General features: G+C 51.7%; 1 protein-coding gene (cut by a window edge). It reads left to right on the forward strand.

The genetic code is table 11. The annotated features are described in order from the left end of the window. A protein-coding gene (locus MHI21_RS12950; RefSeq protein WP_342420160.1) for a non-ribosomal peptide synthase/polyketide synthase crosses the window boundary here: on the forward strand, positions 1–25,382 show its 5' portion. Its footprint extends 16,777 nt past the window's final position; only the first 25,382 of its 42,159 coding nucleotides appear in the window; its start codon is at positions 1–3; the stop codon falls past the right edge of the window.

Consider the following 25,382-nt stretch of genomic DNA (forward strand, 5'->3'; position numbering starts at 1 on the left):
ATGACTCAGCACAATGTTCAATTGTTTGCATTAAGCCAACCACAGCAACGTATTTGGTACACGGAGCTTGTGTATCCCAATCGCAACACGTCCACGATTATTACCACTGTTAAAATCAAGGGAACAGTTCGAATAGATGCATTGCAGCAGGCAATGAACCGGGTGATTGCACAAAACGATTCTTTTCGTATCAAAATCACGGCTCGGGACGGCATCCCTTATCAATATGTGGAGCCGTTTGCTGCTCAAAGCATAGAAACGCTTCAGGTTACCCCGGAGGAAGCTGAGCTATGGGTCAGCCATCATAACGCACAGCCGTTCCCCTTGTTGGATTCGCAGCTGTATCGGTTTGTTATTTTGCGGTTGGGGGCAGAAGACACCTGGTTTAGTTTCAAAATGCACCATATTATTTCGGACGGCGTAACCATGGAGCAGGCCATTAATGAAATTACGGGGCATTATATGAATATTGTGCATGGTACAGGTTCAGATGCGTCGGCTCCAGCGAATTCATATCTCGATTTTATTCAGGTGGAGCAAAGCTATGAGCAATCGGAGCGCTATCAAAAGGACAAGACGTACTGGACGGAGAAATTTGCCGATTTGCCGGAGGTTACAGGTTTAAAATCATACAATCCACTTACGGTGAGTACGGCTGCACGCCGGGAGAACTATACACTGGAGCACGAATTATATCGTGGTGTCACGGCTTTTTGCGAGGCGAATAACATCAGTATTTTTACATTTTTCCTGGCTGCTCTGTATATTTATTTGCATAAAATGACAGGGGAACAGGATTTAACCGTGGGTACATTGTATGCTAACCGTACGTTGAAGAAGGAAAAAAATACAATGGGCATGTTCGTCAGCACTGTGGCTACACGTCTGCGGGTTGATCCGGAATCCGAGCTACTCACCTTCCTGCAAGGTGTTGGCAAGGAGCAGGCGTCCATTTTGCGGCATCAGCGTTATCCGTACAACAAAATCATGCAGGATTTGCGTGAACAGCAAAGCGGCACGGATATTCGCCGCCTGTTTGGCGTTACCATTCAATACCGTACACTGAGCTTCTCCCGTTTTGATGAAGCCGTTCAGCAGGTGCATACCGATTTCTGCGGAGATACGGTGAGTGACTTCGATATTGCCATGATAGACATGCTGGATGACGATAAACTTGTATTGCAACTGGATTATCGGACCGAGTTGTTCAGCGAGCAGGAGATCGCCCGAATTATTCGCCAATTCCTGAGTGTGGTAGAGCATATGGTGAAAGGGCCACAGAAGCGGATTCAGGAGTTGTCACTGATGAGTGACGAAGAGCGGGCACAAATTATGGATGTATTTAATGCGACAGCAGTGCCCTATCCACACAATGTGGGGATTCATGAGCTATTCGAGGAACAGGCAGAACGTACACCGGATCAGACAGCGGTTATGTTTGGAAATCAGTGTCTGACCTATCGGGAGCTGAATGAACGAGCGAATTCATTGGCCCGAATGCTTCAAGCACAAGGAGTAGGACCTGACAAACTGGTTGGTCTGATGGTGCAGCGCTCATTGGAAATGATCGTAGGTCTGCTGGCCGTTTTAAAAGCAGGTGGTGCATATGTGCCGATCGATCCCGAATTTCCGTCCTCTCGTATTGAATACATGCTGGAAGACAGCAAGGCCGAAGTGCTTCTGACCAGTCGTGATCTGGCAGAAGAACATCATTACATCGCCAATACCATGTTTCTTGAGGATGCAGCATTGTATCAGGGAGAAAGCGGTAACCTGGAGGCGATTGCCCGCCCAGAGCATCTGGCTTACGTCATCTATACCTCTGGTTCGACTGGAAATCCGAAAGGAGTTATGCTCCAGCATCGCTCGGTACTCAACTTTATTACCGGGATGCGTGAAATCATCGACTTTGAAGCGAACAAAACGATTTTGTCACTGACGACCATTTCATTCGATATTTTCGTATTGGAAACCATCCTGCCCCTGTTGAGTGGAATGACTGTTGTGCTTGGCGACCGCCAGCATCAGGTGAACCCTCAGGCGCTTGGTGAGTTGATTGCTCACCATCATATTGATATGTTGCAAATGACACCATCGCGGCTGCAAATGCTGATGGATCATGAATCAGGTTTCCGCGCGCTGCGAGACGTAAAGGAAATTATGGTCGGGGGTGAAGCCCTTCCGTCCAAGCTGCTCGCAGCACTGCGAGAAATAAACGGCCCCCGCATTTATAACATGTACGGACCTACAGAAACGACGGTTTGGTCGACCGTACAGGAACTGACTCATGCTCAAGACATTAATATCGGACGTCCTATCGCGAATACCCAAATCTATATCATGAATGCGAGTGGGGAATTGCAGCCAGTCGGTGTGCCGGGCGAGTTATGTATTGCAGGGGAAGGACTGGCCCGTGGATATTGGAATCGCGAAGAACTGACGGCCGAGAAATTTGTGGATAATCCGTTTGCCGGAGGCAAAGTCGGGTATGAACGTATGTACCGTACAGGCGATTTGGCGAGATGGACGCTGGACGGCAACATTGAATATTTGGGACGGATGGACCACCAGGTGAAAATCCGGGGCTACCGGATCGAACTGGGCGAGATTGAATCGCAGCTATTGCAGGTGGAATCGGTACGAGAAGCGGTCGTCGTGGCCCATACGGACGAAACGGGTCAAAAACAACTCGTGGCGTACTATGTGGCGAGTCAAGAACTCGGAGCCAGCGAACTGAGAAGTGAGCTGGGGCGGGAGCTACCAAGCTATATGGTGCCGTCGTATTTCATTCAATTGGAGCAGATGCCGCTGACACCGAACGGTAAAATTGATCGTAAGTCCTTGCCAGCACCGGAAGGCAGCCTGCAAAGCGGAGCGGATTATGTAGAGCCACGCACTGCAACGGAACGGGCACTCGCAGCCGTCTGGCAGTCAGTCCTGGGCGTGCCAACCGTCGGAATGTTGGACAATTTCTTTGATCTGGGCGGCGATTCGATCAAGGCGATTCAAATCGTATCTCGTGCATTCCAGGCAGGCTACAAGCTGGACATGAAGGATCTGCTTCGGTATCCAAACGTTGCAGCATTGGCACCGCACATGCACGAGGCAAGTCATATGGCAGATCAGGGAGAAGTGAGCGGGGAAACAGCGTTGCTTCCGATCCAGCACGGGTTCTTTGAACAAGAGCAAGTGGATGCGCATCACTTTAATCAGGCGGTTATGCTGCACCGGGAGCAGGGCTTTGACGAAGCTGCTTTGCGTCAGGCGCTTATGCATTTGACGGAGCACCACGATGCACTGCGGATGGTGTTCAGGAAGACCGAGCAAGGCTATCAAGCGTGGAACCGCGGAATACAGGAAGGCGAGCTGTATCATCTGGACGTGCTGGACTTTAGGGATTTGACGGATGAAGCCATTCTGAGCTCGACGATTGAGGCGAAAGCAACTGAAATTCAAAACAACATAAACCTGTCCGAAGGACCGCTGGTAAATCTGGGTCTGTTCCGTTGCATCGATGGAGACCATTTGTTGGTAGCGATCCACCATTTGGTGGTCGACGGCGTGTCTTGGCGTATTTTGCTGGAAGATTTGGCAACCGGCTATGAGCAATCTTTACGGGGCGAGTCTGTCCGTTTGCCCAATAAGACGGATTCCTTCCGTCTGTGGGCTGATCAGCTGTCGACATATGCGAACAGTTCGGCTTTGGAGAAGGAGCGTGCGTACTGGCAACAGCTGGAGCAAGCGGCAGCTACACAAGCAGCTTTGCCCAAGGATTACACTTGCAAATCCGAGGTCAAGCCTCAGCTACGAGATGACCGCACACTGACCGTGGTATGGACTGTCGAAGAAACAGAACAATTTTTGAAGCAGGCACACCGGGCCTACAATACGGAAGCGAACGACCTATTGCTGACAGCTCTGGGCACCGCAATTCAGGAGTGGGTAGGCATCCGTCAGGTGCTTGTAAATCTGGAGGGTCACGGACGGGAAGCTATTTTGCCGGATGTGGATATTACGCGTACGGTCGGTTGGTTTACCAGCCAATTCCCGGTTGTGCTCGATATGGGCGAGGATCGGAATGTGGGACGGCGTGTCAAGAGCGTCAAGGAAGGGCTGCGTCGTTTGCCGCATAAAGGAATTGGATACGGTATTTTGAGATATCTTGCTGACGGGGAAGGGGAAGCCGCTTTTGTCGCCGAGCCGGAAATCAGCTTTAACTATCTCGGACAATTCGATCAGGATTTAAAGAAAAATGCCTTTCGCATGTCTCCTTATTCCATCGGAGCTTCCATTAGTGACACGTTAACCAAGCGGTATGCTCTGGATATCAACGGCATGATCACGGACGGTGCACTGGAACTGACGATCAGCTACAGCAACAAAACGTTCATGAAAAAGTCAATCCAAAAGCTGGCTGATCTGCTTCAGGAGAGCTTGCGTGAGGTATTGGCTCACTGTGTGGAAAAAGAGTTGCCAGAGCTGACGCCAAGCGACTTGTCCTTCCAAGGACTGACGGCTGGAGAGCTGGAACATATTGTAGAGCAGACGGCTGCTGCGGGTGAGCTGGAAAATGTTTATTCGCTCACACCCATGCAAAAAGGCATCCTGTTCCACGGCTTAATGGAGCCGAACTCCGGGGCGTACTTTGAGCAGGCGACATTTGATCTGCAAGGTAGCTTTCAAGTGGAGGCTTTTGCCGAAAGCTTAAATCAACTGGTGGATCGCCATCAAATATTCAGAACGAATTTTTATAGCGGTTGGAATGAGCAGCCTTTACAGGTGGTGTACCGCCATAAAGCGGCTGGATTCCGTTTTGAAGATGTACGTTCACTGGAGCAAGAGGAACTGGGCGCGTACATTGCTGATTTTGCAAAGCATGACAAAGCCGAAGGCTTTAATTTCAGCTCAGGCGAACTGATGCGGGTGTCTATTTTGCGTACAGGTGAGGAGTCGTACCGTTTTGTGTGGAGCTTCCACCATATTTTGATGGACGGCTGGTGCTTGTTCCTAGTTGTGGGGGAAGCATTTAATACGTACTTTGCCATCCTCGAAGACCGCAAGCCGGAGCTTGCCCCGGTAACGCCATACAGCGAATATATTGAATGGCTGGAGCGGCAGGACAAAGCAGAGGCTGAACGGTTCTGGAGTGATTATTTTGCTGGTTTCGAGCAGCAAACAGTGCTGCCGCAGGCGAAGCAACTGGATGGTCACGCGAAGGGATATGAAGGGGATAAGCTTTCGTTTACCCTGAGCCGTGAAGTGACCAAGCAGATGAACAAGCTGGTCAAGCAGCAGCAGGTAACGGTCAATACACTGCTGCAAGCAGCGTGGGGCGTTGTGCTGCAACGGTATAACAACAGTCGGGATGTTGTATTTGGCAGTGTCGTATCCGGCAGATCAGCGGATATTCCAGGCATCGATACAATGGTTGGTTTGTTCATTAATACCGTTCCTGTACGGATTCACAGTGAGAAAGATATGACGTTTGCTGCGTTAATGAAGCAGATACAGGAGCAGGCACTGGCTTCCCGTGCTTATGAAACCTATCCGTTATATGAAATTCAGGCCCTGACAGAGCAAAAACAGGACCTGGTGAACCATATTATGGTGTTTGAAAACTACCCAGTGGAACAGCGTATGGAGCAAATGGGTAGCCGTGGTGAGAATGGTTTTACAATTACAAATGCTTCCGTATCGGAGCAAACGAACTATGATTTCAACATTACGGTTGTGCCGGGGGATGAAATTTATGTCCATTTAGAGTACAACGTGCGAGTATTGGAACGTACAGCTGTAGAGCAAATCCGCGAGCATTTGCTGCATATGATTGAAGAAGCGATTAACAGACCAGATGCGCCGGTAGATGAGCTGGAGTTGGTGACTGCTTCGGAAAAAGCGAAAATCATCGACGGTTTTGGATCAGTGGGCGTATCTGCATGGAGTGATGAAAAGCAATCAGAAGGGTTGTTCCACGCCTATGTGGAAGAACAAGCGCAGCTTGTGCCGGATCACGTGGCAGTTGTATACGAGGAGCGGCAGCTTACGTATCGCGAGCTGAACGAGCGTGGGAACCAACTTGCTCGTAGATTGCGGAATGAAGGCATTGGGCGTGAATCCATTGTTGGTATTTTGAGCGAGCGCTCGGTGGACATGCTGGTCGGCGTATTGGCGGTATGGAAAGCCGGCGGGGCATATGTACCTTTAGATGCGGATTATCCGTCTGACCGTATCCGCTTTATGCTGGAGGACAGCGGCGCTACGGTGCTACTGACTCAAACAGGTATGCAGGAGCGTGCCCAAGCATGGCTGAATGAAAGCCGATGGGCTTTGGCCGAAGGAAAGGCTGAGGGTGAGCTGGAAACGGCGGTTAGCATTGAAACGATGGAAAGAGACAGCCTTAATGAGGGATTAAGCTTGAAATCAGATTCGGAGTCTGATAGCGAAGCAGCATCCGAATCCGCAGCGAACTTGCGTCTGCACACCGTACTGGCGCTGGACGATGAGTCGTTGTACACCGGGGATGCCACGGATGTGGAACCTATCAATGAGCCGCAGGATCTGGCGTATGTGATCTACACGTCCGGTACAACGGGGCGTCCAAAAGGGGTCATGATTGAGCATCGCAGCTTGGTGAATACGGCTGCGGCCTATCGCCGGGATTACCGTCTGAACCAGTTCCCGGTACGCCTGTTACAACTGGCGAGCTTCTCCTTCGACGTGTTCGTCGGCGATATCGCGCGGGCGCTCTATAACGGTGGCACGATGATCATCTGTCCGAAAGATGATCGCATTGACCCAAGCCGTCTATACGGCTGGATTCGCGACTATCAGATTACGGTGTTCGAATCAACCCCGGCCTTGATTGTACCGTTTATGCAGCATGTGCATGAACAGGGACTGGACATGAGCAGTCTGGAACTGCTGATCACCAGCTCGGACAGCTGCAGCGTGACGGATTATCGGGTGCTGCAAGAACGGTTTGGCGCGGATGTTCGTATTATGAACAGCTACGGCGTCACGGAAGCGGCGATTGATTCCAGCTTCTACGACGAAGAACTGTCGAAGCTGCCAAGTAGCGGCAATGTACCGATTGGTCAGGCGTGGCTGAACGCACGGTTTTACATCTTGGACAGCCAGTCGAATCCGGTGCCGATCGGCGTACTGGGCGAGCTGTGCATTGGCGGTGCCGGGGTGGCACGAGGCTATCTGAATCGTGCGGATCTGACGGCCGAGAAGTTCGTGGCAAACCCGTACGTACCGGGTGAACGATTGTACCGCACAGGTGACTTGGCGCGGTGGATGCCGGACGGCAATGTGGACTTTATCGGCCGGATGGATTATCAGGTCAAAATCCGGGGCTACCGGATCGAGCTAGGCGAGATTGAAACGGCGATCCAGCGGGTGCCGGGTGTGCGTCAAGCGGTAGTCATCGACCGGACGGACGAACGTGGACACAAGTATTTGTGCGGGTACATCACAGGAGAAATCGAGCTGCGGATCGAGGAAGTACAGGCCGAGCTGGAAGCAGCACTGCCAGCACATATGGTACCTGCACGCTTAATGCGTCTGGAGACCTTGCCACTGACCCACAATGGAAAAATCGACCGCAAGGCCTTGCCGGAACCGGAAGGAAGCATCCATACTGGCGCAGCCTATGTGGCTCCACGTACTGCGGTAGAACAGGTTTTAGCTTCAGTGTGGGCCGGGGTGCTGGGTGTCGAAACGGTAGGCACGCAGGATAACTTCTTTGAACTGGGCGGCGATTCGATCAAAGCGCTGCAAGTATCCTCCCGATTGCTGCAAGCAGGTTATCGACTGGACATGAAGAATTTGTTCAGCAATCCGACGGTAGCGTCACTCAGTCCTTTGCTTCGTACAGATGGCAAGATGGCCAGTCAGGAAGAAGTAGTAGGCCAGGTGGAACTGACACCCATTCAGCGGTGGTTCTTCGAGCAGCGGCCGGTTGATCTGCACCACAGCAACCAGGCGATGATGCTGTATCGAGCTGGGCGCTTTGACATCGACGCGCTGCGCCGTACGATGGAACGTATTGTCCAGCATCATGACGCATTGCGCACTGTATTCCGTGAAACGGAGCAGGATTATGTCGCTTGGAATCGGAGTGTAGAGGAAGGCGAGCTATACACGCTGGACATTATAGATTTTAGCGGAGTGGAAGACGAATTCACCGCTGTCGAAGCCAAGGCGAGTGAAATTCAAGCGAGCATTCACTTGAGCGAGGGTCCACTTGTGAAGCTCGGTCTGTTCCATTGCGCTGAGGGCGACCATTTGCTAATCGTCATTCATCATCTGGTTGTGGACGGTGTATCATGGCGCATTTTGCTGGAGGACTTGGCAGCCGGATATGAGCAGGCCGTTGCAGGTAAAACGGGTAAAGCTATTCAACTGCCGCATAAAACAGATTCCTACCAGGTATGGGCCAAACAGCTGTCAGCCTACGCAAATAGTGTGACGATGGAGCGGGAGTTTGCATACTGGCAGCATATCGAACAGGCAGAAGCCAGCCTCGCGAAGCCTCTGCCGAAGGATTTTGCAAATGACAATGCACGGCTCGGAGACAGTGAGGTTGTCACTGTCCGCTGGACGAAGCAGGAAACTGAGCAACTGCTCAAACAAGCTCATCGCGCGTACAACACGGAAATGAATGACCTGCTGCTGGCTGCGCTCGGAAAAGCCGTGTATGAATGGTCTGGTTCCGAACGGGTGCTGGTCAACCTGGAGGGCCATGGACGGGAAGCTATTGTACCCGACGTAGATATTACGCGGACGGTCGGTTGGTTTACGAGCCAGTTCCCGGTTGTACTGGATGGAAGTCTGGGACAAGGGGGAAATACCGCTCGTCTGATCAAACGGATTAAGGAAGGGCTGCGTCATATTCCGCAAAAAGGCATCGGTTATGGTATTTTGCGATACCTGTCAGATATGAATGTGCTGGAAAAAGCAGGCGTACAGTTACAGGCGCAGCCTGAGATCAGTTTTAACTATCTGGGCCAATTCGATCAGGACTATAAAGGCAATGATCTACAGCCTTCCTCCTATTCCATTGGTGTGCCTGTTAGCACGAACGCGGCTATGGATTTTGCACTAGATATCAATGGATTAATCGAGGATGGGGAGCTGATTTTCACAATTCGCTACGGCACAACGCAGTTCCGTCATGAAACGATTGCACGGCTGGGAGAACTACTGGTATCCGGTTTGCGTGAGGTGATTAGCCATTGCGTTGCGCAGGAAAGAACGGTGTTGACCCCAAGTGATGTCTTGTTAAAACATGTAACGCTGGACGAGCTGGAGCAATTGGTGAAAGATACACAAGATATGGGTGAACTAGAAAATGTGTATGCTTTGACGCCGATGCAAAAGGGTATGCTCTTCTTCAGTCTAATGGATGAGAGTTCGGCAGCTTATTTTGAGCAGGCCACCTTTGAATTGAATGGACGGTTTGATGTGGTTACTTTCGGTAAGAGCTTTGATCTGCTCGTACAGCGTCATGAGGCATTGCGGACGAACTTTATCAACTCTTGGAAGGATGAGCCTGTACAGGTCGTTTTCCGCAATCGCAGCGGAGAGTTGTACTATGAAGACCTGCGCGGACTGGAAAAAGAAGAACGAGCAGCGCGTGTTGAGGCTTTTACCCTTGCCGATAAAGCGAAAGGATTCAATCTCGCAGAGGATGCACTCATTCGTATTTCGATCCTGCAAACCGGGGATGAAACATATCACTTTATCTGGAGCTTCCATCATATTTTGATGGATGGCTGGTGCTTGTCCTTTATGACACAGGAGGTATTCGGCAGCTATCTGGCACTGCGCGCGGGTCATAAGCCCGTACTGGAGCCTGTTACGCCGTTCAGTCGATTTATTGAATGGCTGGAACGTCAGGACCGTGAGGCGGCCCTGCAGTACTGGAGCAGATATCTGGAAGATTATGAGCAGCAAATTACGCTCCCGCAGCAAAAAATACAGCCTAAATCGATGCACACCGGGGAATATGTTGCTGAAGATCTGGATTGCGAATTCCAGCCAGAGCTGGTTGCCCAGATCGAACAAGTGGCGAAGCAAAATCAGGTGACGATCAATACGCTGATTCAGACGGTATGGGGCGTCTTGTTGCAAAAATATAATAATAGTTCGGATGTTGTGTTCGGCAGCGTTGTGTCCGGTCGCCCAGGGGATATTCCAGGTGTGGAGCACATGATTGGGCTATTCATTAACACGATTCCAGTGCGCGTGCAGTCTGAACAAGGTGAAACCTTTGTCGAGCTGATGAAACGAACACAGCGGCAGGCGCTGGCTTCCAATGGTTATGATGCGTTCCCACTGTACGAAATTCAAGCACTGACCGAGCAGAAACAGGATTTAATCAATCATATTATGATATTTGAAAATTATCCGGTGGAGCAGCAGGTAGAGCAGTTGGGCAGTGATGGACAGGATAAATTTACGATTTCGAACGTGGTGTCTACAGAGGAAACCAACTATGATCTAAACGTCGTCGTGATGCCAGGTGAAGGCATCAAGATTCGTTTTATGTATAACACGCTCAGCTTTGATCAAGCAGGTATTGAGCGTCTGTATGGGCATTTTGCACGCCTGCTGGGGCAAATTTCGCTCAATCCGCATGTTCGTGTTGAAGAGCTGGAACTACTCACAGCAGCGGAAAAACAACAGATTACAGCGACATTTAATGACACCGCTTGTGCTTTTCCGTCTCATCAGACGATCCATCAGCTGTTCGAGGAGCAGGTAGAATATACGCCAGATCAGGTGGCATTGGTGTTTGGACATCAGAGTCTGACTTATCGGGAACTGAATGAACGGGCAAATTCATTGGCCCGAATGCTTCAAGCACAAGGAGTAGGACCTGACAAACGGGTCGGACTGATGGTACAGCGTTCAGTGGAAATGATCGTAGGTCTCCTGGCTGTTCTCAAAGCAGGTGGTGCTTATGTGCCGATTGATCCCGAATTTCCGTCCTCTCGTATTGCATACATGCTGGAAGATAGCGAGGCCACAGTGCTTCTAACCAGTCGTGATCTGTTGGAAGAGCATCATTGCAACGCCAATGCCATATTTCTTGAGGATGCAGCCTTGTATCAGGGAGAAAGCGGCAACCTGGAGACGGTTGCCCGCCCAGAGCATTTGGCTTATGTCATCTATACGTCGGGTTCGACTGGAACTCCGAAAGGAGTTATGCTCCAGCATCGCTCGGTCCTCAACTTTATTACCGGAATGCGCGAAGTCATTGACTTTGAAGCGAGCCAAACCATTTTGTCACTGACGACTATTTCATTCGATATTTTCGTCTTGGAAACCATCTTGCCCCTGTTGGGTGGAATGACGGTGGTGCTTGGCGACAGCCAGCATCAGGTGAATCCGCAGGCGCTGGGTGAATTGATTGCACATCATCATATTGAGATGTTGCAAATGACCCCATCCCGGTTGCAAATGCTGCTGGGTCATGAAGCAGGTTCCCGCGCACTGCAAAGCGTGAAGGCCATTATGGTCGGGGGCGAAGCCCTTCCGTCCAAGCTGCTGGCAGCACTGCAAGAAATAAACGGTCCTCGCATTTATAACATGTACGGACCTACAGAAACGACGGTGTGGTCGACCGTGCAGGAACTGACCCATGCGGAGCACATTAATATTGGACGTCCTATTGCGAATACCCAAATCTATATCATGAATGCGAATGGAGAATTGCAGCCCGTCGGCGTACCGGGTGAGTTATGTATTGCAGGGGAAGGATTGGCCCGTGGGTATTGGAAACGTGAAGAACTGACGGGCGAGAAATTTGTGAATAATCCGTTTGCTGATGACAAGTCAGACCATGAGCGGATGTATCGTACAGGCGATTTGGCAAGATGGATGCCGGACGGCAACATTGAATATTTGGGTCGGATGGACCATCAGGTGAAAATCCGGGGTTACCGGATCGAACTGGGCGAGATCGAATCGCAGCTACTGCAGGTGGAATCGGTACAAGAAGCGGTCATCATGGCACGCACGGACGAAACGGGCCAAACACAGCTCGTGGGGTACTACGTGGCGAGTCAAGAGCTTGGAGCGGGTGAGCTGAGACAGGAGCTGGGACAAGAGCTGCCAAGCTATATGGTGCCGTCGTATTTCATTCAGTTGAAGCAAATGCCGCTGACACCGAACGGTAAAATCGACCGTAAGTCCCTGCCAGCACCAGAAGGCGGTTTGCAAAGCGGAGCGGATTATGTAGAGCCGCGCACTGTAACAGAACGAGCACTCGTAGCGATCTGGCAGTCCGTCCTGGGCGTGCCAACCGTCGGTATTTTAGACAATTTCTTTGACCTGGGCGGCGATTCGATCAAGGCGATTCAAATCGTGTCGCGTGCGTTCCAGGCAGGCTACAAGCTGGACATGAAGGATTTGTTCCGCTATCCCATCGTCGCAACGCTGGCACCGCATATGCACGAGGTCAGTCGTATGGCAGATCAGGGAGAAGTGAGCGGAGAAACGGCGTTGCTTCCGATCCAGCATGGGTTCTTTGCGCAGGCGCAAGTGGATGCGCATCACTTTAATCAGGCCGTTATGCTGCACCGGGAGCAGGGCTTTGACGAAGCTGCTCTGCGTCAGGCACTTGGCAAACTAGCAGAGCATCATGATGCACTGCGGATGGTGTTCAGCAAAACCGAGCAAGGCTATAAAGCATGGAACCGCGGAATACAGGAAGGCGAGCTGTATCATCTGGACGTGCTGGACTTTAGGGATTTGACGGATAAAGCCATACTCAGCGCGGCAATTGAGGCGAAAGCCAATGAAATTCAAAGCAGTATCCAACTGCAAGAAGGACCGCTGTTAAAGGCTGGTTTGTTCCACTGTGCAGATGGGGACCATCTCCTGATGGCGATTCACCATTTGGTCGTGGACGGGGTATCCTGGCGTATCTTGTTTGAGGATTTGGCTACTGCCTATGAACAGGCCGTTCATCAGGAAGTGCTTCAGCTGCCGGACAAAACGGATTCCTTCCGTTCCTGGTCACAAAAACTTTCCAAGTATGCGAATAGCACAGCTATGGACAGGGAACACGCCTACTGGGAGCAATGGAACGCAGCCGCTTGGGCTGACCAAGTACGTTTGCCTGAGGATCAAGCGCAGGCTGAGCCCTTTACCTTGGCTGACACGGATACAGTGGCCTTCCAGCTTACGGAGGAAGAGACTGAACGGCTGTTGAAGCAAGCACACCGCGCATATAACACGGAAGTGAATGATCTGCTTCTGACTGCTTTGGGCATGATGCTGTACACATGGACCGGCCATGAACGCAGCCTGATCAACCTGGAGGGACACGGACGTGAGGATATTTTGCCGGATACGGACATTTCTCGTACGGTAGGCTGGTTTACGAGTCCATATCCGGTATTGCTGGACGTTGGTCGTGATCCCGCTTTGTCAGAACGCATCAAACAGGTCAAAGAGAGCCTGCGCCTTATTCCGAATAAAGGACTGGGCTACGGAATCTGGAGATATTTGAGTGAATCCGGCCAAGTCGCCAGTCAGCAAGCAGATACACTGAACCCTGGTCAACAGCAAGCTTTTGCCGAGCCGCAAGTGAGCTTCAATTATCTCGGACAGCTGGATCAGGACTTGCAAAACAGCGATATGCGTATGTCTCCTTACTCAATTGGATCGGTCGTTAGTGACCGGACGAAGATGAAATATGCTCTCGATGTGAGCGGAATCGTAACGAACGGCATCCTAGAACTGGACATTCGGTATAACGGCAAAGCCTTCCGTAAGGACACCGTCCACATGCTGGCTAATCTATTAAAATCCAACCTGCTTGAAATGATCGAGCATTGTGTCACACGGGAGCGGACCGAATTGACTCCAAGTGATGTATTGCTAAAAGGTCTGACCCTGGAGCAATTAGATACGATTAAGGAGCAGACCAAGACGGTTGGGGAATTGGAAAATGTGTACCCGTTGACCCCTATGCAAAAGGGGATGCTGTTCCATAGTTTGATGAATGCAGAAACAGGCGTGTATTTTGAACAGGCAAGCTTTGATCTGGAGGGGTACTTTGAAACGTCCCTATTCGAGGAAAGTCTGAAGCTGCTGGTTAGCCGGCATGCTATATTACGGACGAATTTCTACAGTGGCTGGTATGGTCAACCGTTGCAGATTGTCTATCGTCATAAAAATTTGAGCTTCTTTTATGAGGATGTCAGAGGGCGCGAACACGCTGTAGCTGAATTTGTGACCCAGGATAAAGCTCGAGGCTTTGATCTAAGCAAGGATGCGCTTATGCGCGTAGCCGTCTTCCGCACGGGTGAAAGCTCATACCGTTTTGTATGGAGCTTCCATCATATTGTGATGGACGGATGGTGCCTGTCTCTGATGACGGACGAAGTGTTTGGGGCATATGTTGCCTTGCTGGAGCACAAGCAGCCAGAGCTCGCACCTGTCAAGCCGTATAGTGACTATATCGAATGGTTGGAACATCAGGATGCACAGGAAGCGACCCGTTATTGGAGTAAGTATTTGGCAGGTTTTGAGCAGCAAACCTTGTTGCCTGGGGAGAACGCACAAGCTTCTGTCGTCGCACGGGATGAAGAACCGGACAGAAGTGGTGCGGGTTCCCATTCCGGCTATGTTTTGGAAAAGCTACCCTTTAGGTTGGGTAAAGAACGGACTGCGGCATTAAACCAAATGGCCAAGCAAAAACATGTCACGATTAACACATTGCTGCAAAGCGTGTGGGGCGTTATTTTACAGCAATACAATAATCATCAGGATGTTGTGTTTGGTGGTGTGGTATCCGGTCGTCCGGCAGACCTTCCAGGCGTGGAGAACATGATTGGATTGTTTATCAACACGATTCCAGTACGCATTTGCAGTGCACCGGATGCTACATTTGCTGAAGTATTGCAGCGCACCCAGGAACAGTCTTTGGCCTCCAGTGTCTATGATACGTTCCCGCTATACGATATCCAGGCACTGACTGAACAAAAACAAGACCTGATTCATCACATCATGGTCTTTGAAAACTACCCGATCGGGCAACAGATGAAGCAGATGGGCGGTTCCGGCGAGACAAAGGCACAAACAGGCTTCTCGATTGCCAATGTGGCACTTGCCGAGCAAACCAACTACGATTTCAACCTGATTGTCGTGCCTGACGAGGATATCTCTATCCTGCTTGAATACAATGCTCAGGTGTATAGCCGGTCTGCCATGGAGCGTATCCAGGGCCATATCGACCATGTCATCGAGCAAATTATCGACAATCCACATATCTGTGTGAATGAACTGGAATTGGTGACACCGGAAGAGCAGGCGCAGATCGTTCAGGTCTGGGGGGATATGGCGGCAGCCTATCCGCAGGATCAAACGCTAAGTGCACTGTTCGAGCAGCAGGTAGCGAACACGCCAGAGCAAGTAGCAGTGCTGTGCGGAGCGGAATCGCTGACCTACCGTGAGTTGAATGAGCGCGCGAACCGTCTCGCACGCACCTTGCGTGCCGAAGGTATTGAACCGGATCAGCCCGTGGGCATTTTGGTTCAGCGCTCGCTGGACATGATCGTGGGTATCTACGCGATCCTCAAAGCAGGCGGAGCTTACGTGCCCATCGATCCAGAATATCCGGCGGATCGTATCCGCTTTATGCTGGAGGACTCGGGCGCGAAGCTGGTGCTGACGCAATCGCATCTGGCGGAGCAAGCATTGCTGAGTTTCGACGGCCAGGTGCTGGTACTGGATCGTCATGAGCAAGATGGCCAAGACATTTACCACGAAGACGGTTCGAATCTGGAGCCACTGGCCGGGCCACACCATGTAGCCTATGTTATCTATACGTCCGGTTCCACGGGAAAACCGAAGGGCGTGATGGTGGAGCACCATTCTGTGCTGAACCGGATTTTGTGGATGCATGATCGTTACGGCTTGAGTGCGGAAGATACGATTCTGCAAAAGACGGCCTTCACGTTCGACGTGTCGGTGTGGGAGCTGTTCTGGTGGTCGCTGGTCGGCTCGAAGGTGAGCCTGCTGTCGGTTGGCGGGGAAAAGAACCCGGAAGACATCGTCGACACGATTGCCCGCGATGGCGTGAGCACGATGCACTTTGTACCTGCGATGCTGCATGCGTTCCTGGAGTACGTGGAGCAGCAGCCACGAGAAGTGATGCAAGCGAAGCTGGGTACGCTGCGCCATGTGTTTGCCAGTGGTGAAGCATTACCGCCACAGCATGTGGCGCGATTCCAACGGCTGGTGTCGAGCCTGTCCGGAACGAAGCTGATCAATCTCTACGGTCCAACCGAAGCGACGGTGGACGTATCGTACTTCGATTGCGAGCCGGATGAGGAATATGGAGTTATTCCGATCGGGAAGCCGATTCAGAATATTCGTCTGTACATCGTGAAGGAAGGCACGGAGCAATTGCAGCCGATCGGGGTTGCAGGGGAGCTGTGCATCGGCGGTATCGGGGTAGCCCGCGGTTACCTGAACCGACCGGAGCTGACGGCCGAGAAATTTGTGAAAGATCCGTTTGCTGGCGGGGAAGCCGGCTATGAGCGGATGTACCGCACAGGCGATTTGGCGAGATGGATGCCGGACGGCAACATTGAATATCTGGGCCGGATCGACCATCAGGTGAAAATCCGGGGTTACCGGATTGAGCTGGGTGAGGTCGAATCGCAGCTGCTCCAAGTGGAATCGGTACGAGAAGCCGTGGTCATGGCGCGTGCAGACGAAACGGGCCAAAAACAAATGGTGGCGTACTATGTCGCGGGGCAAGAAATGGGTGCCAGCGAGCTGAGAAGTGAGCTGGGCCGGGAGCTGCCAAGCTACATGGTGCCATCGTACTTTGTACAGCTGGAGCAGATGCCGCTGAGTCCAAATGGCAAAATCGACCGCAAGGCCCTGCCAGCACCGGAAGGCAGCCTGCAAACCGGAGCGGATTATGCTGAGCCGCGTACCGCGCAAGAACGTGCTCTGGCAGCGGTCTGGCAGTCAGTACTGGGACTACAGACTGTCGGTATTTTGGACAATTTCTTTGATCTGGGCGGCGATTCGATCAAGGCGATCCAAATCGCATCCCGTGCGTTCCAGGCTGGCTATAAGCTGGACATGAAGGATTTGTTCCAGTATCCAACGGTTGCAGCACTGGCACCGCATATGCATGAGGTCAGTCGTATGGCAGATCAAGGAGAAGTGAGCGGGAAAACCGCTTTGCTTCCGATCCAGCATTGGTTCTTTGCGCAGGAGCGCGAGCGTCCGCAGCACTTTAATCAGGCGGTCATGCTCTATCGTGCCAAGGGCTTTGATGAAACGGCGGTTTGCCGGACCATGGACCATATCGTGAAGCATCATGATGCGCTTCGTACGGTTTTCCGTCAGGCTTCAGCCGATTACGAGGCTTGGACACGCGGCGTAGATGAAGGCGCGTTGTATACGCTGGAAACCGCAGACTACCGTGAACAAGCATCCTATGCGGAAGCGCTGGAAGCGAAGGCAACCGAAATTCAAAGCAGCATCCACCTGTCCGAAGGGCCTCTGGTCAAGCTGGGATTGTTCCGCACAGCCGAGGGCGATCATTTGCTCATAGCCATTCACCATTTGGTGGTGGACGGGGTATCGTGGCGAATTCTGTTTGAAGATTTCTCGACAGGTTACGAGCAGGCGATCAAGGGCGAGCCTGTACGATTGCCCTATAAAACGGATTCCTTCCAAACATGGGCACGGGAGTTGTCGTCTTACGCCAACCGTCCAGAGGCTGCATCGGATGAAGCCTACTGGCAGCAGCTGGAACAGGCCAAAGCGAAAGCGGCACCGCTGCCTAAGGATTTCGCCTACGAGGGTTCCTTGAATGCAGACAGCGAAGTGCTGACGGTAGAGTGGACCGAAGCTGAAACCCAGCAGCTGTTAAAGCAGGCCCATCGCGCTTATAACACCGAGGTCAATGATTTGCTGTTGACCGCGTTAGGATTGGCGATGCACAACTGGACAGGCGCCGGACAGGTGCTGGTGAATCTGGAGGGGCATGGCCGGGAAGCGATCCTGCCAGAGGTGGATATTACACGTACAGTAGGCTGGTTTACGAGCTTGTATCCGGTGCTGCTGGACACAGATGTCAACCTGACGCTGGCCCAGCGGATTAAAGAAACGAAGGAAGGTCTGCGCCGGATTCCGCATAAAGGGCTGACGTATGGAACTTGGCGCTACTTGTCCCCTGCGTCCCATCCGATTGCAGCAGAACCGGAAATCAGCTTTAACTACTTGGGACAGGTCGATCAGGATGTGCAAAACAGTGGAATCACATGGTCATCCTATAGCGCAGGGGAGACAGAGGATGCCCATTCACCGCTGCAATATACGCTGGATTTGAATGCAATGATCTCGGAAGGCACGCTGCGCTTGACGATCGCTTACAGCCGTAAGCAGTATCGCCAAGAAACGCTGGAACGTGTGGCAGGACTGCTGCAATCCGCTTTGCAAGAGGTGATTACGCACTGTGTCGCTCAGGAACAGCCGGAGCTGACGCCGAGTGATGTGTCCTTCAAAGGTCTGACGACTGGAGAACTGGAACAAATTGCGGAACAGGCGGCACATATCGGTGAGCTGGAAAATGTATACGCACTGACGCCGATGCAAAAGGGCATGCTCTTTTACAATCTGATGGATTCGCAATCGGGAGCATATTTTGAACAGGCATCCTTTGATCTGCAAGGACATTTCAATATCGCTGCATTTGCGGCCAGTTTGGATGTCTTGGTGCAGCGGCATACGGTACTGCGCACGAACTTCTACAGTGGCTGGAAAGATGAACCACTTCAGGTCGTGTATCGGAATAAGCGCAGCGAACTGTATGTAGAGGATTTGCGGGATATGGAGCAAGAGCGGCAAAACGAGTACATCCTCGAATATACGCGTAAAGACAAGCAAAGAGGCTTTGATCTGGCGCAAGATGCTTTGATGCGTGTGGCTGTTTTGCGCACAGGTGAGGATGCGTACCGTTTTGTATGGAGCTTCCATCATATCGTCATGGACGGCTGGTGCTTGTCGCTGGTGACAGGCGAAGTGTTTGCGAGTTATTTTGCGATACTGGCTCATAAGCAGCCTGAACTGGCACCTGTAACGCCGTACAGTCAATATATTGAATGGCTGGAACAGCAGGATCGTCAGGCCGCATCAGGTTACTGGAGCAAGGTTCTGGAAGGATATGAGGAACAGTCCCGCCTGCCACAGGCTAAAATTCAGGGCAAAACGGAATATCAGGCGGAGCGTCTGGATTTTGACTTGGGCGCGGATCTAACGGCAGGCATTCAGCGCGTAGCCAAGCGTTATCAGGTAACCATTAATACGTTGATGCAGACCGTTTGGGGCCTGTTGCTGCAAAAATATAATGGTACAGATGATGTGGTGTTTGGCAGCGTGGTATCTGGACGTCCAGCAGACATTCCGAATGTGGAGCATATCATTGGTCTGTTTATCAATACCATTCCTGTACGCATCCGCAGTCAAGTGGACAGTTTATTCTCCGATGTGATGAAGCAAACCCAGGAGCAATCGATTGCTTCCCATACCTATGATACGTATCCGTTGTATGAAATTCAGGGGTTGTCGGAGCTTAAGCAGGATTTGATCAATCATATTCTTATTTTTGAGAACTATCCGGTAGAGGAACAATTGGAGCAATTAGGTAGCAGTGATGAGTCCAGCTTCAGCATCACAGGAGCTGAGTCTGTCGAGCAGACCAACTATGACTTTAACCTGGTGGTGCTGCCAGGGAACACCATTCATATGAGCTTTGGGTATAATGCGCTGGCCTTTGAACGGGAAAGTGTAGAGCAAATTCGAGGTCATCTGGTACAGCTGCTGGAACAGGTGACAGCGAAGCCGGACATTCGCGTGTATGAGCTGGATATGGTAACCACGCGGGAACGTGAGCAAATTCTCAGCGTATGGGGAGATACGGCGACCGAGTATCCAAGCGAGCAAACGATCCATGGCTTGTTCGAGGCGCAAACCGCGCAGACGCCGGAGCAGACAGCCTTGTTCTTTGAAGGAGAGCAGCTGACCTATCGCGAGCTGAATGCACGCGCCAATCGTTTGGCTCGTACCTTGCGTAGTCAAGGCGTGACGAAAGATCGTCTGGTGGGTCTGATGACCGAGCGTTCGGTGGACATGATCGTGGGCATCTTCGGGATTTTAAAAGCTGGAGGTGCATATGTCCCCATCGATCCGACGTATCCAGAGGAGCGTATCCGCTATATGCTGGACGACTCAGGTGCAAAGCTGCTGTTGACACAAAGTCATCTGGTGGACAAAGCAGTTATCGATGGTCAAGTACTGGTATTGGATGGAGCGCAGGATGTGTACCACAAGGATGATTCCAATTTGGAGCCGTGGTCCGGTCCGAACGATCTGGCGTATGTAATCTACACGTCGGGTACAACGGGGCAGCCGAAGGGCGTGATGCTGGAGCATCACGGGCTATGCAATCTGAAAACGTATTTTGATCAGACACTCAAGATCCGTACGTCGGATCATGCGTTGCTGTTCGCCAGCTATTCGTTTGATGCGGCTTGCTGGGAAATCTTCCAGGCGCTGTTCTGCGGAGCCACACTGTATGTACCAACGACAGAAACAATTTTGAACTACGAGCGGTTTGAGCAATATATGGCGGATTACCAAATCACGGTAGCCGCTTTGCCGCCGACCTATGCGGTGTATCTGGAGCCAGAACGGATGCCAAATCTGCGTATTCTGTTCACGGCGGGTTCTGCATCCTCAACCGAATTGGTGTACAAGTGGAAGGATCAAGTGGCGTACTACAACGGCTACGGTCCCACCGAAAACTCGGTGGCGACGTCCATCTGGCCCGTATCCGAGGATGATAGAGCCGGACAGCTGATTTCTATCGGACGCCCTGTGCCGAATCACCGGGTATACATGGTGGATGTGCATGGACATTTGGCTCCGGTAGGCGTAGCGGGTGAACTGTGCGTGTCCGGTCCGGGTCTGGCTCGGGGTTATCTGGATCGCCCAGAGCTGACGGCTGAGAAATTTGTAGCGAACCCGTTTGCGGCTGGGGAAGCAGGCTATGAACGAATGTACCGTACGGGTGACTTGGCGAGATGGATGCCGGACGGCAACATCGAATATTTGGGCCGGATCGACCATCAGGTGAAAATCCGGGGCTACCGGATCGAGCTGGGCGAAGTCGAGGCACAAATATTGAAAGTGGAAGACGTGCAAGAGGTCATCGTGCTGGCCCAAGCGGACGAGCAGGGGCAGAACCAACTGGTGGCGTACTATGTCGCCGAAAGAGACGTAAGCGCTGGTGAGCTACGCAGCTTACTGGGTGAGGAGCTACCAAACTACATGGTGCCTTCGTATTTCATCCAGCTGGAGCAAATGCCACTGACACCGAACGGTAAAATCGACCGCAAGGCCCTGCCAGCACCAGAAGGCAGTCTGCAAAGCGGAGCGGATTATGTAGAGCCGCGCACAGCGCTGGAGCAGACGTTAGTGTCCATTTGGCAGGCTGTATTAGGAGCAAAGAGAGTCGGGATTTTGGATAATTTCTTTGATCTGGGCGGCGATTCGATCAAGGCAATCCAGGTATCCTCCCGTTTGCTGCAAGCGGGCTACAAGCTGGACATGAAGGATTTGTTCCAATATCCTTCCATTTCGCTGCTGAGTGGTTATGTACACAAGGTCAGCCGTACAGCTGATCAGCGTGTGATTTCGGGGGCAGTTAGATTGACCCCGATTCAGCAATGGTTCTTTGGACAATCCTCAGCAAAGCCACATTATTTCAACCAGTCGGTGATGCTGTATAGAGCACAGGGATTCGATGAAGCCGCATTGCGTGAAACGGTGACCAAGGTAACGGAGCATCATGATGCGCTACGTATGGTCTTCCGTCAGACCGAACAGGGCTATGAAGCGTGGAATCGCGGTTTGAACGAAGGTCAGCTGTACAGTCTGGACGTTGTTGATTTGACGGGTATCGAAGATGCTGCGGATGTGGCGGTGGCGATTGAAACGAAAGCGAATGCCATCCAAAGTTCCATTCGTCTGGACGAGGGACCACTGGTCAAGCTGGGGCTTTTCCGCTGCATGGATGGAGATCATTTACTGATTGCGATTCACCATTTGGTCGTAGACGGGATTTCATGGCGGATTGTGTTTGAGGATTTTGCCGCGGGATATGAGCAGGCCGTGCGGGGAGAAGCGATTCACCTGCCTTATAAAACGGACTCGTTCTCCACTTGGGCAGAGCGCTTATCACAATATGCGAATAGTCCGGCCATCGAAGACGAACTCGAATACTGGCACCGTCTTGCCCAAACGGAAGTTGCATCGTTGCCTAAGGATCAAGAGAGAGCGGAGGGACAACATTCTCTAATCAGAGACACTGCGACGGTGAGCGTAGCTTGGAGTGAACAGGAAACACGGCTGCTGCTTCAGGAAGCACATCGTGCGTACCACACCGAGGTCAATGATCTGCTGTTGACCGCACTCGGCACAGCGGTATATAACTGGAGCGGTCAGGAGCGTGTGCTGGTCAATCTGGAGGGACATGGCCGGGAAGCCATTGTTCCAGATATCGACATCACCCGTACCGTGGGCTGGTTTACGAGTCAGTATCCGGTGCTGCTAGATGTGGACGGAAAGGCAGAAGTCGGGCAGCGCATCAAGCGGGTGAAGGAAGACCTGCGCCATGTACCGCATAAGGGCATTGGCTACGGGATTTTGAACTATATGTCTCAGGATGATGCCCATCCTTCCTGGACCTTGCAGCCCGAAATTAGCTTTAACTATTTAGGACAATTTGATCAGGACTTGGAAAATGGGGATATCACGCTGTCTTCACATCCAGGTGGAGAGCCGATGAGTGACCATACCGTTCTGGAGCATCCTTTGAATGTGAACGGAATGATTACAGCGGGCGCGCTGACACTGGACATTCGCTATGACAGTAAGGTATATCATCAGCAAAATGTAGAAAAATTTGCGCAGTTGCTGCAGGAAAGCTTGCAGGAAGTGATCGCTCATTGTGCCTCCAAAGAGCGGAGTGAGCTAACACCAAGTGATGTATTGTTCAAGAGCTTGACGCTGAAGCAGCTGGAACAATTGACAGAGCGAACGGCTTCTGTGGGCGAGCTGGAAAATGTGTATGCTCTTTCGCCTATGCAGAAGGGGATGCTGTTCCATAATCTGATGGAGCCGGACTCAGGCGCCTACTTCCAGCAAGCGTCGTTTGATCAAAAAGGCAGCTTTGATGTAGCTGTTTTCCGCAAGAGTCTGGATGTACTGACACAGCGTCATGAAGCACTGCGAACGAATTTCCATATGTTTGAGACAGGGCACAGTCAGGAGCCATTGCAGATCGTGTTCCGTCATAAAGATAGCGACCTTTCTTTCCAAGATATACGGGAAATGCAGGAAGCAGAGCAACAGGCGTATATCCAGGCGTTTAAGCAAGAGGACCAGGCTAGAGGCTTTAATCTTGGTACGGATGCGCTCATGCGCGTACAGGTATTGCAGACCCATGAAGAAACGTATCATTTGGTATGGAGCTTCCATCATATTGTCATGGATGGCTGGTGCTTATCGCTGGTTACAGGTGAAGTGTTTGGTACGTACTTTGCACTACTGGAGCAGAAGCAGCCGGAGCTTGCTCCTATCACACCATATGGCCAATATATCGAATGGCTGGGGCGTCAGGATGAACGTGCGGCAAAAGAGTACTGGAGCAGCTATTTGGCGGGCTTTGAACAGCAGACGTTGTTGCCGGGTGCAGATGCTTTATGGAAGGAGCCAACGCCGGACAGCAAGGAAAAAGAAAAGGAACATGTTCCATCCACTACAGCAAGTGAAACCAGCGAATATGTTTCTGAAAAAATAACGGTAGATCTGGACCCAACGTGGAGCGGAGCCATACATCGGATTGCAAAGCAGCAGCAGGTCACGATTAATACGCTGATGCAGAGCGTGTGGGGCCTTATTTTGCAGAAATATAACAACAACGAGGATGTTATTTTCGGTAGTGTCGTATCTGGACGTCCGACGGATATTGCTGGCGTAGAGCATATGATTGGTTTGTTCATTAATACGATCCCGGTGCGGATTCAAAGTGAACGGAATGCCACTTTTGTGGAAGTGATGCGGAAAACGCAGGAACAGGCACTGGCCTCGGGAGCCTATGACAGCTTCCCGCTGTATGAAATTCAGGCATTGACCGAGCAGAAGCAGCATCTGATTAACCACATTATGGTATTTGAGAATTATCCGGTAGAGGAGCAAGTCGAGCAGCTTAGTGAAGTTCGTCCATCCGCTTTTGAAATTACGAATGTAGAGGTTGTCGAGCAAACGAATTATGATCTGGACTTGATTGTGATGCCCGATGAAACCTTCCGCATCATGTTCAGATACAACGCCAATGTATACGAGCGGTCTACGATAGAGCGAATGCAGGGACATGTACTGCATGTCATCGAGCAAATCGTGAATAATCCGCATATCCGTGTGAATGAGCTGGAATTGGTGACACCCGAAGAGCAGACGCAGATCGTTCAGGTCTGGGGGGATACGGCGGCAGCCTATCCGCAGGATCAGACGTTAAGTGCGCTGTTCGAGAAGCAGGTAGCGGAAACACCAGATCAAGTGGCAGTGCTGTACGGATCGGAATCGTTGACCTACGCGGAGTTGAATGAGCGCGCGAACCGTTTGGCTCGGACGCTGCGTGCCGCAGGTGTTGAACCGGATCAGCCTGTGGGCATTTTGGTTCACCGTTCGCTGGACATGATCGTAGGTATCTATGCGATCCTCAAAGCAGGCGGAGCCTACGTGCCCATCGATCCGGAATATCCGGCGGACCGCATCCGCTTTATGCTGGAGGACTCGGAAGCGAAGCTGGTGCTGACGCAATCGCATTTGGCTGAGCAAGCAACGCTGAGTTTCGGCGGCCAAGTGCTGGTACTGGAACACGAGGACATCTACCACGAAGATGGCTCCAATCTGGAGCCACTGGCCGGGCCACACCATGTAGCCTATGTCATCTATACCTCCGGCTCCACGGGAAAACCGAAGGGCGTGATGGTGGAGCACCATTCTGTGCTAAATCGGATTTTGTGGATGCATGATCGGTACGGCTTGAGTGCAGAAGATACGATCCTGCAAAAGACCGCCTTCACCTTCGACGTGTCGGTGTGGGAGCTGTTCTGGTGGTCGATGGTCGGCTCAAAGGTGAGCTTGCTGTCGGTAGGCGGGGAAAAGAACCCGGAAGACATCGTCGACACGATTGCCCGCGATGGCGTGAGTACAATGCACTTTGTACCTGCGATGCTGCATGCGTTCCTGGAGTACGTGGAGCAGCAGCC

Origin of the sequence: Paenibacillus sp. FSL H8-0168 (assembly GCF_038592955.1) — a bacterium.
Taxonomy (GTDB): Bacteria; Bacillota; Bacilli; order Paenibacillales; family Paenibacillaceae; genus Paenibacillus; species Paenibacillus polymyxa_B.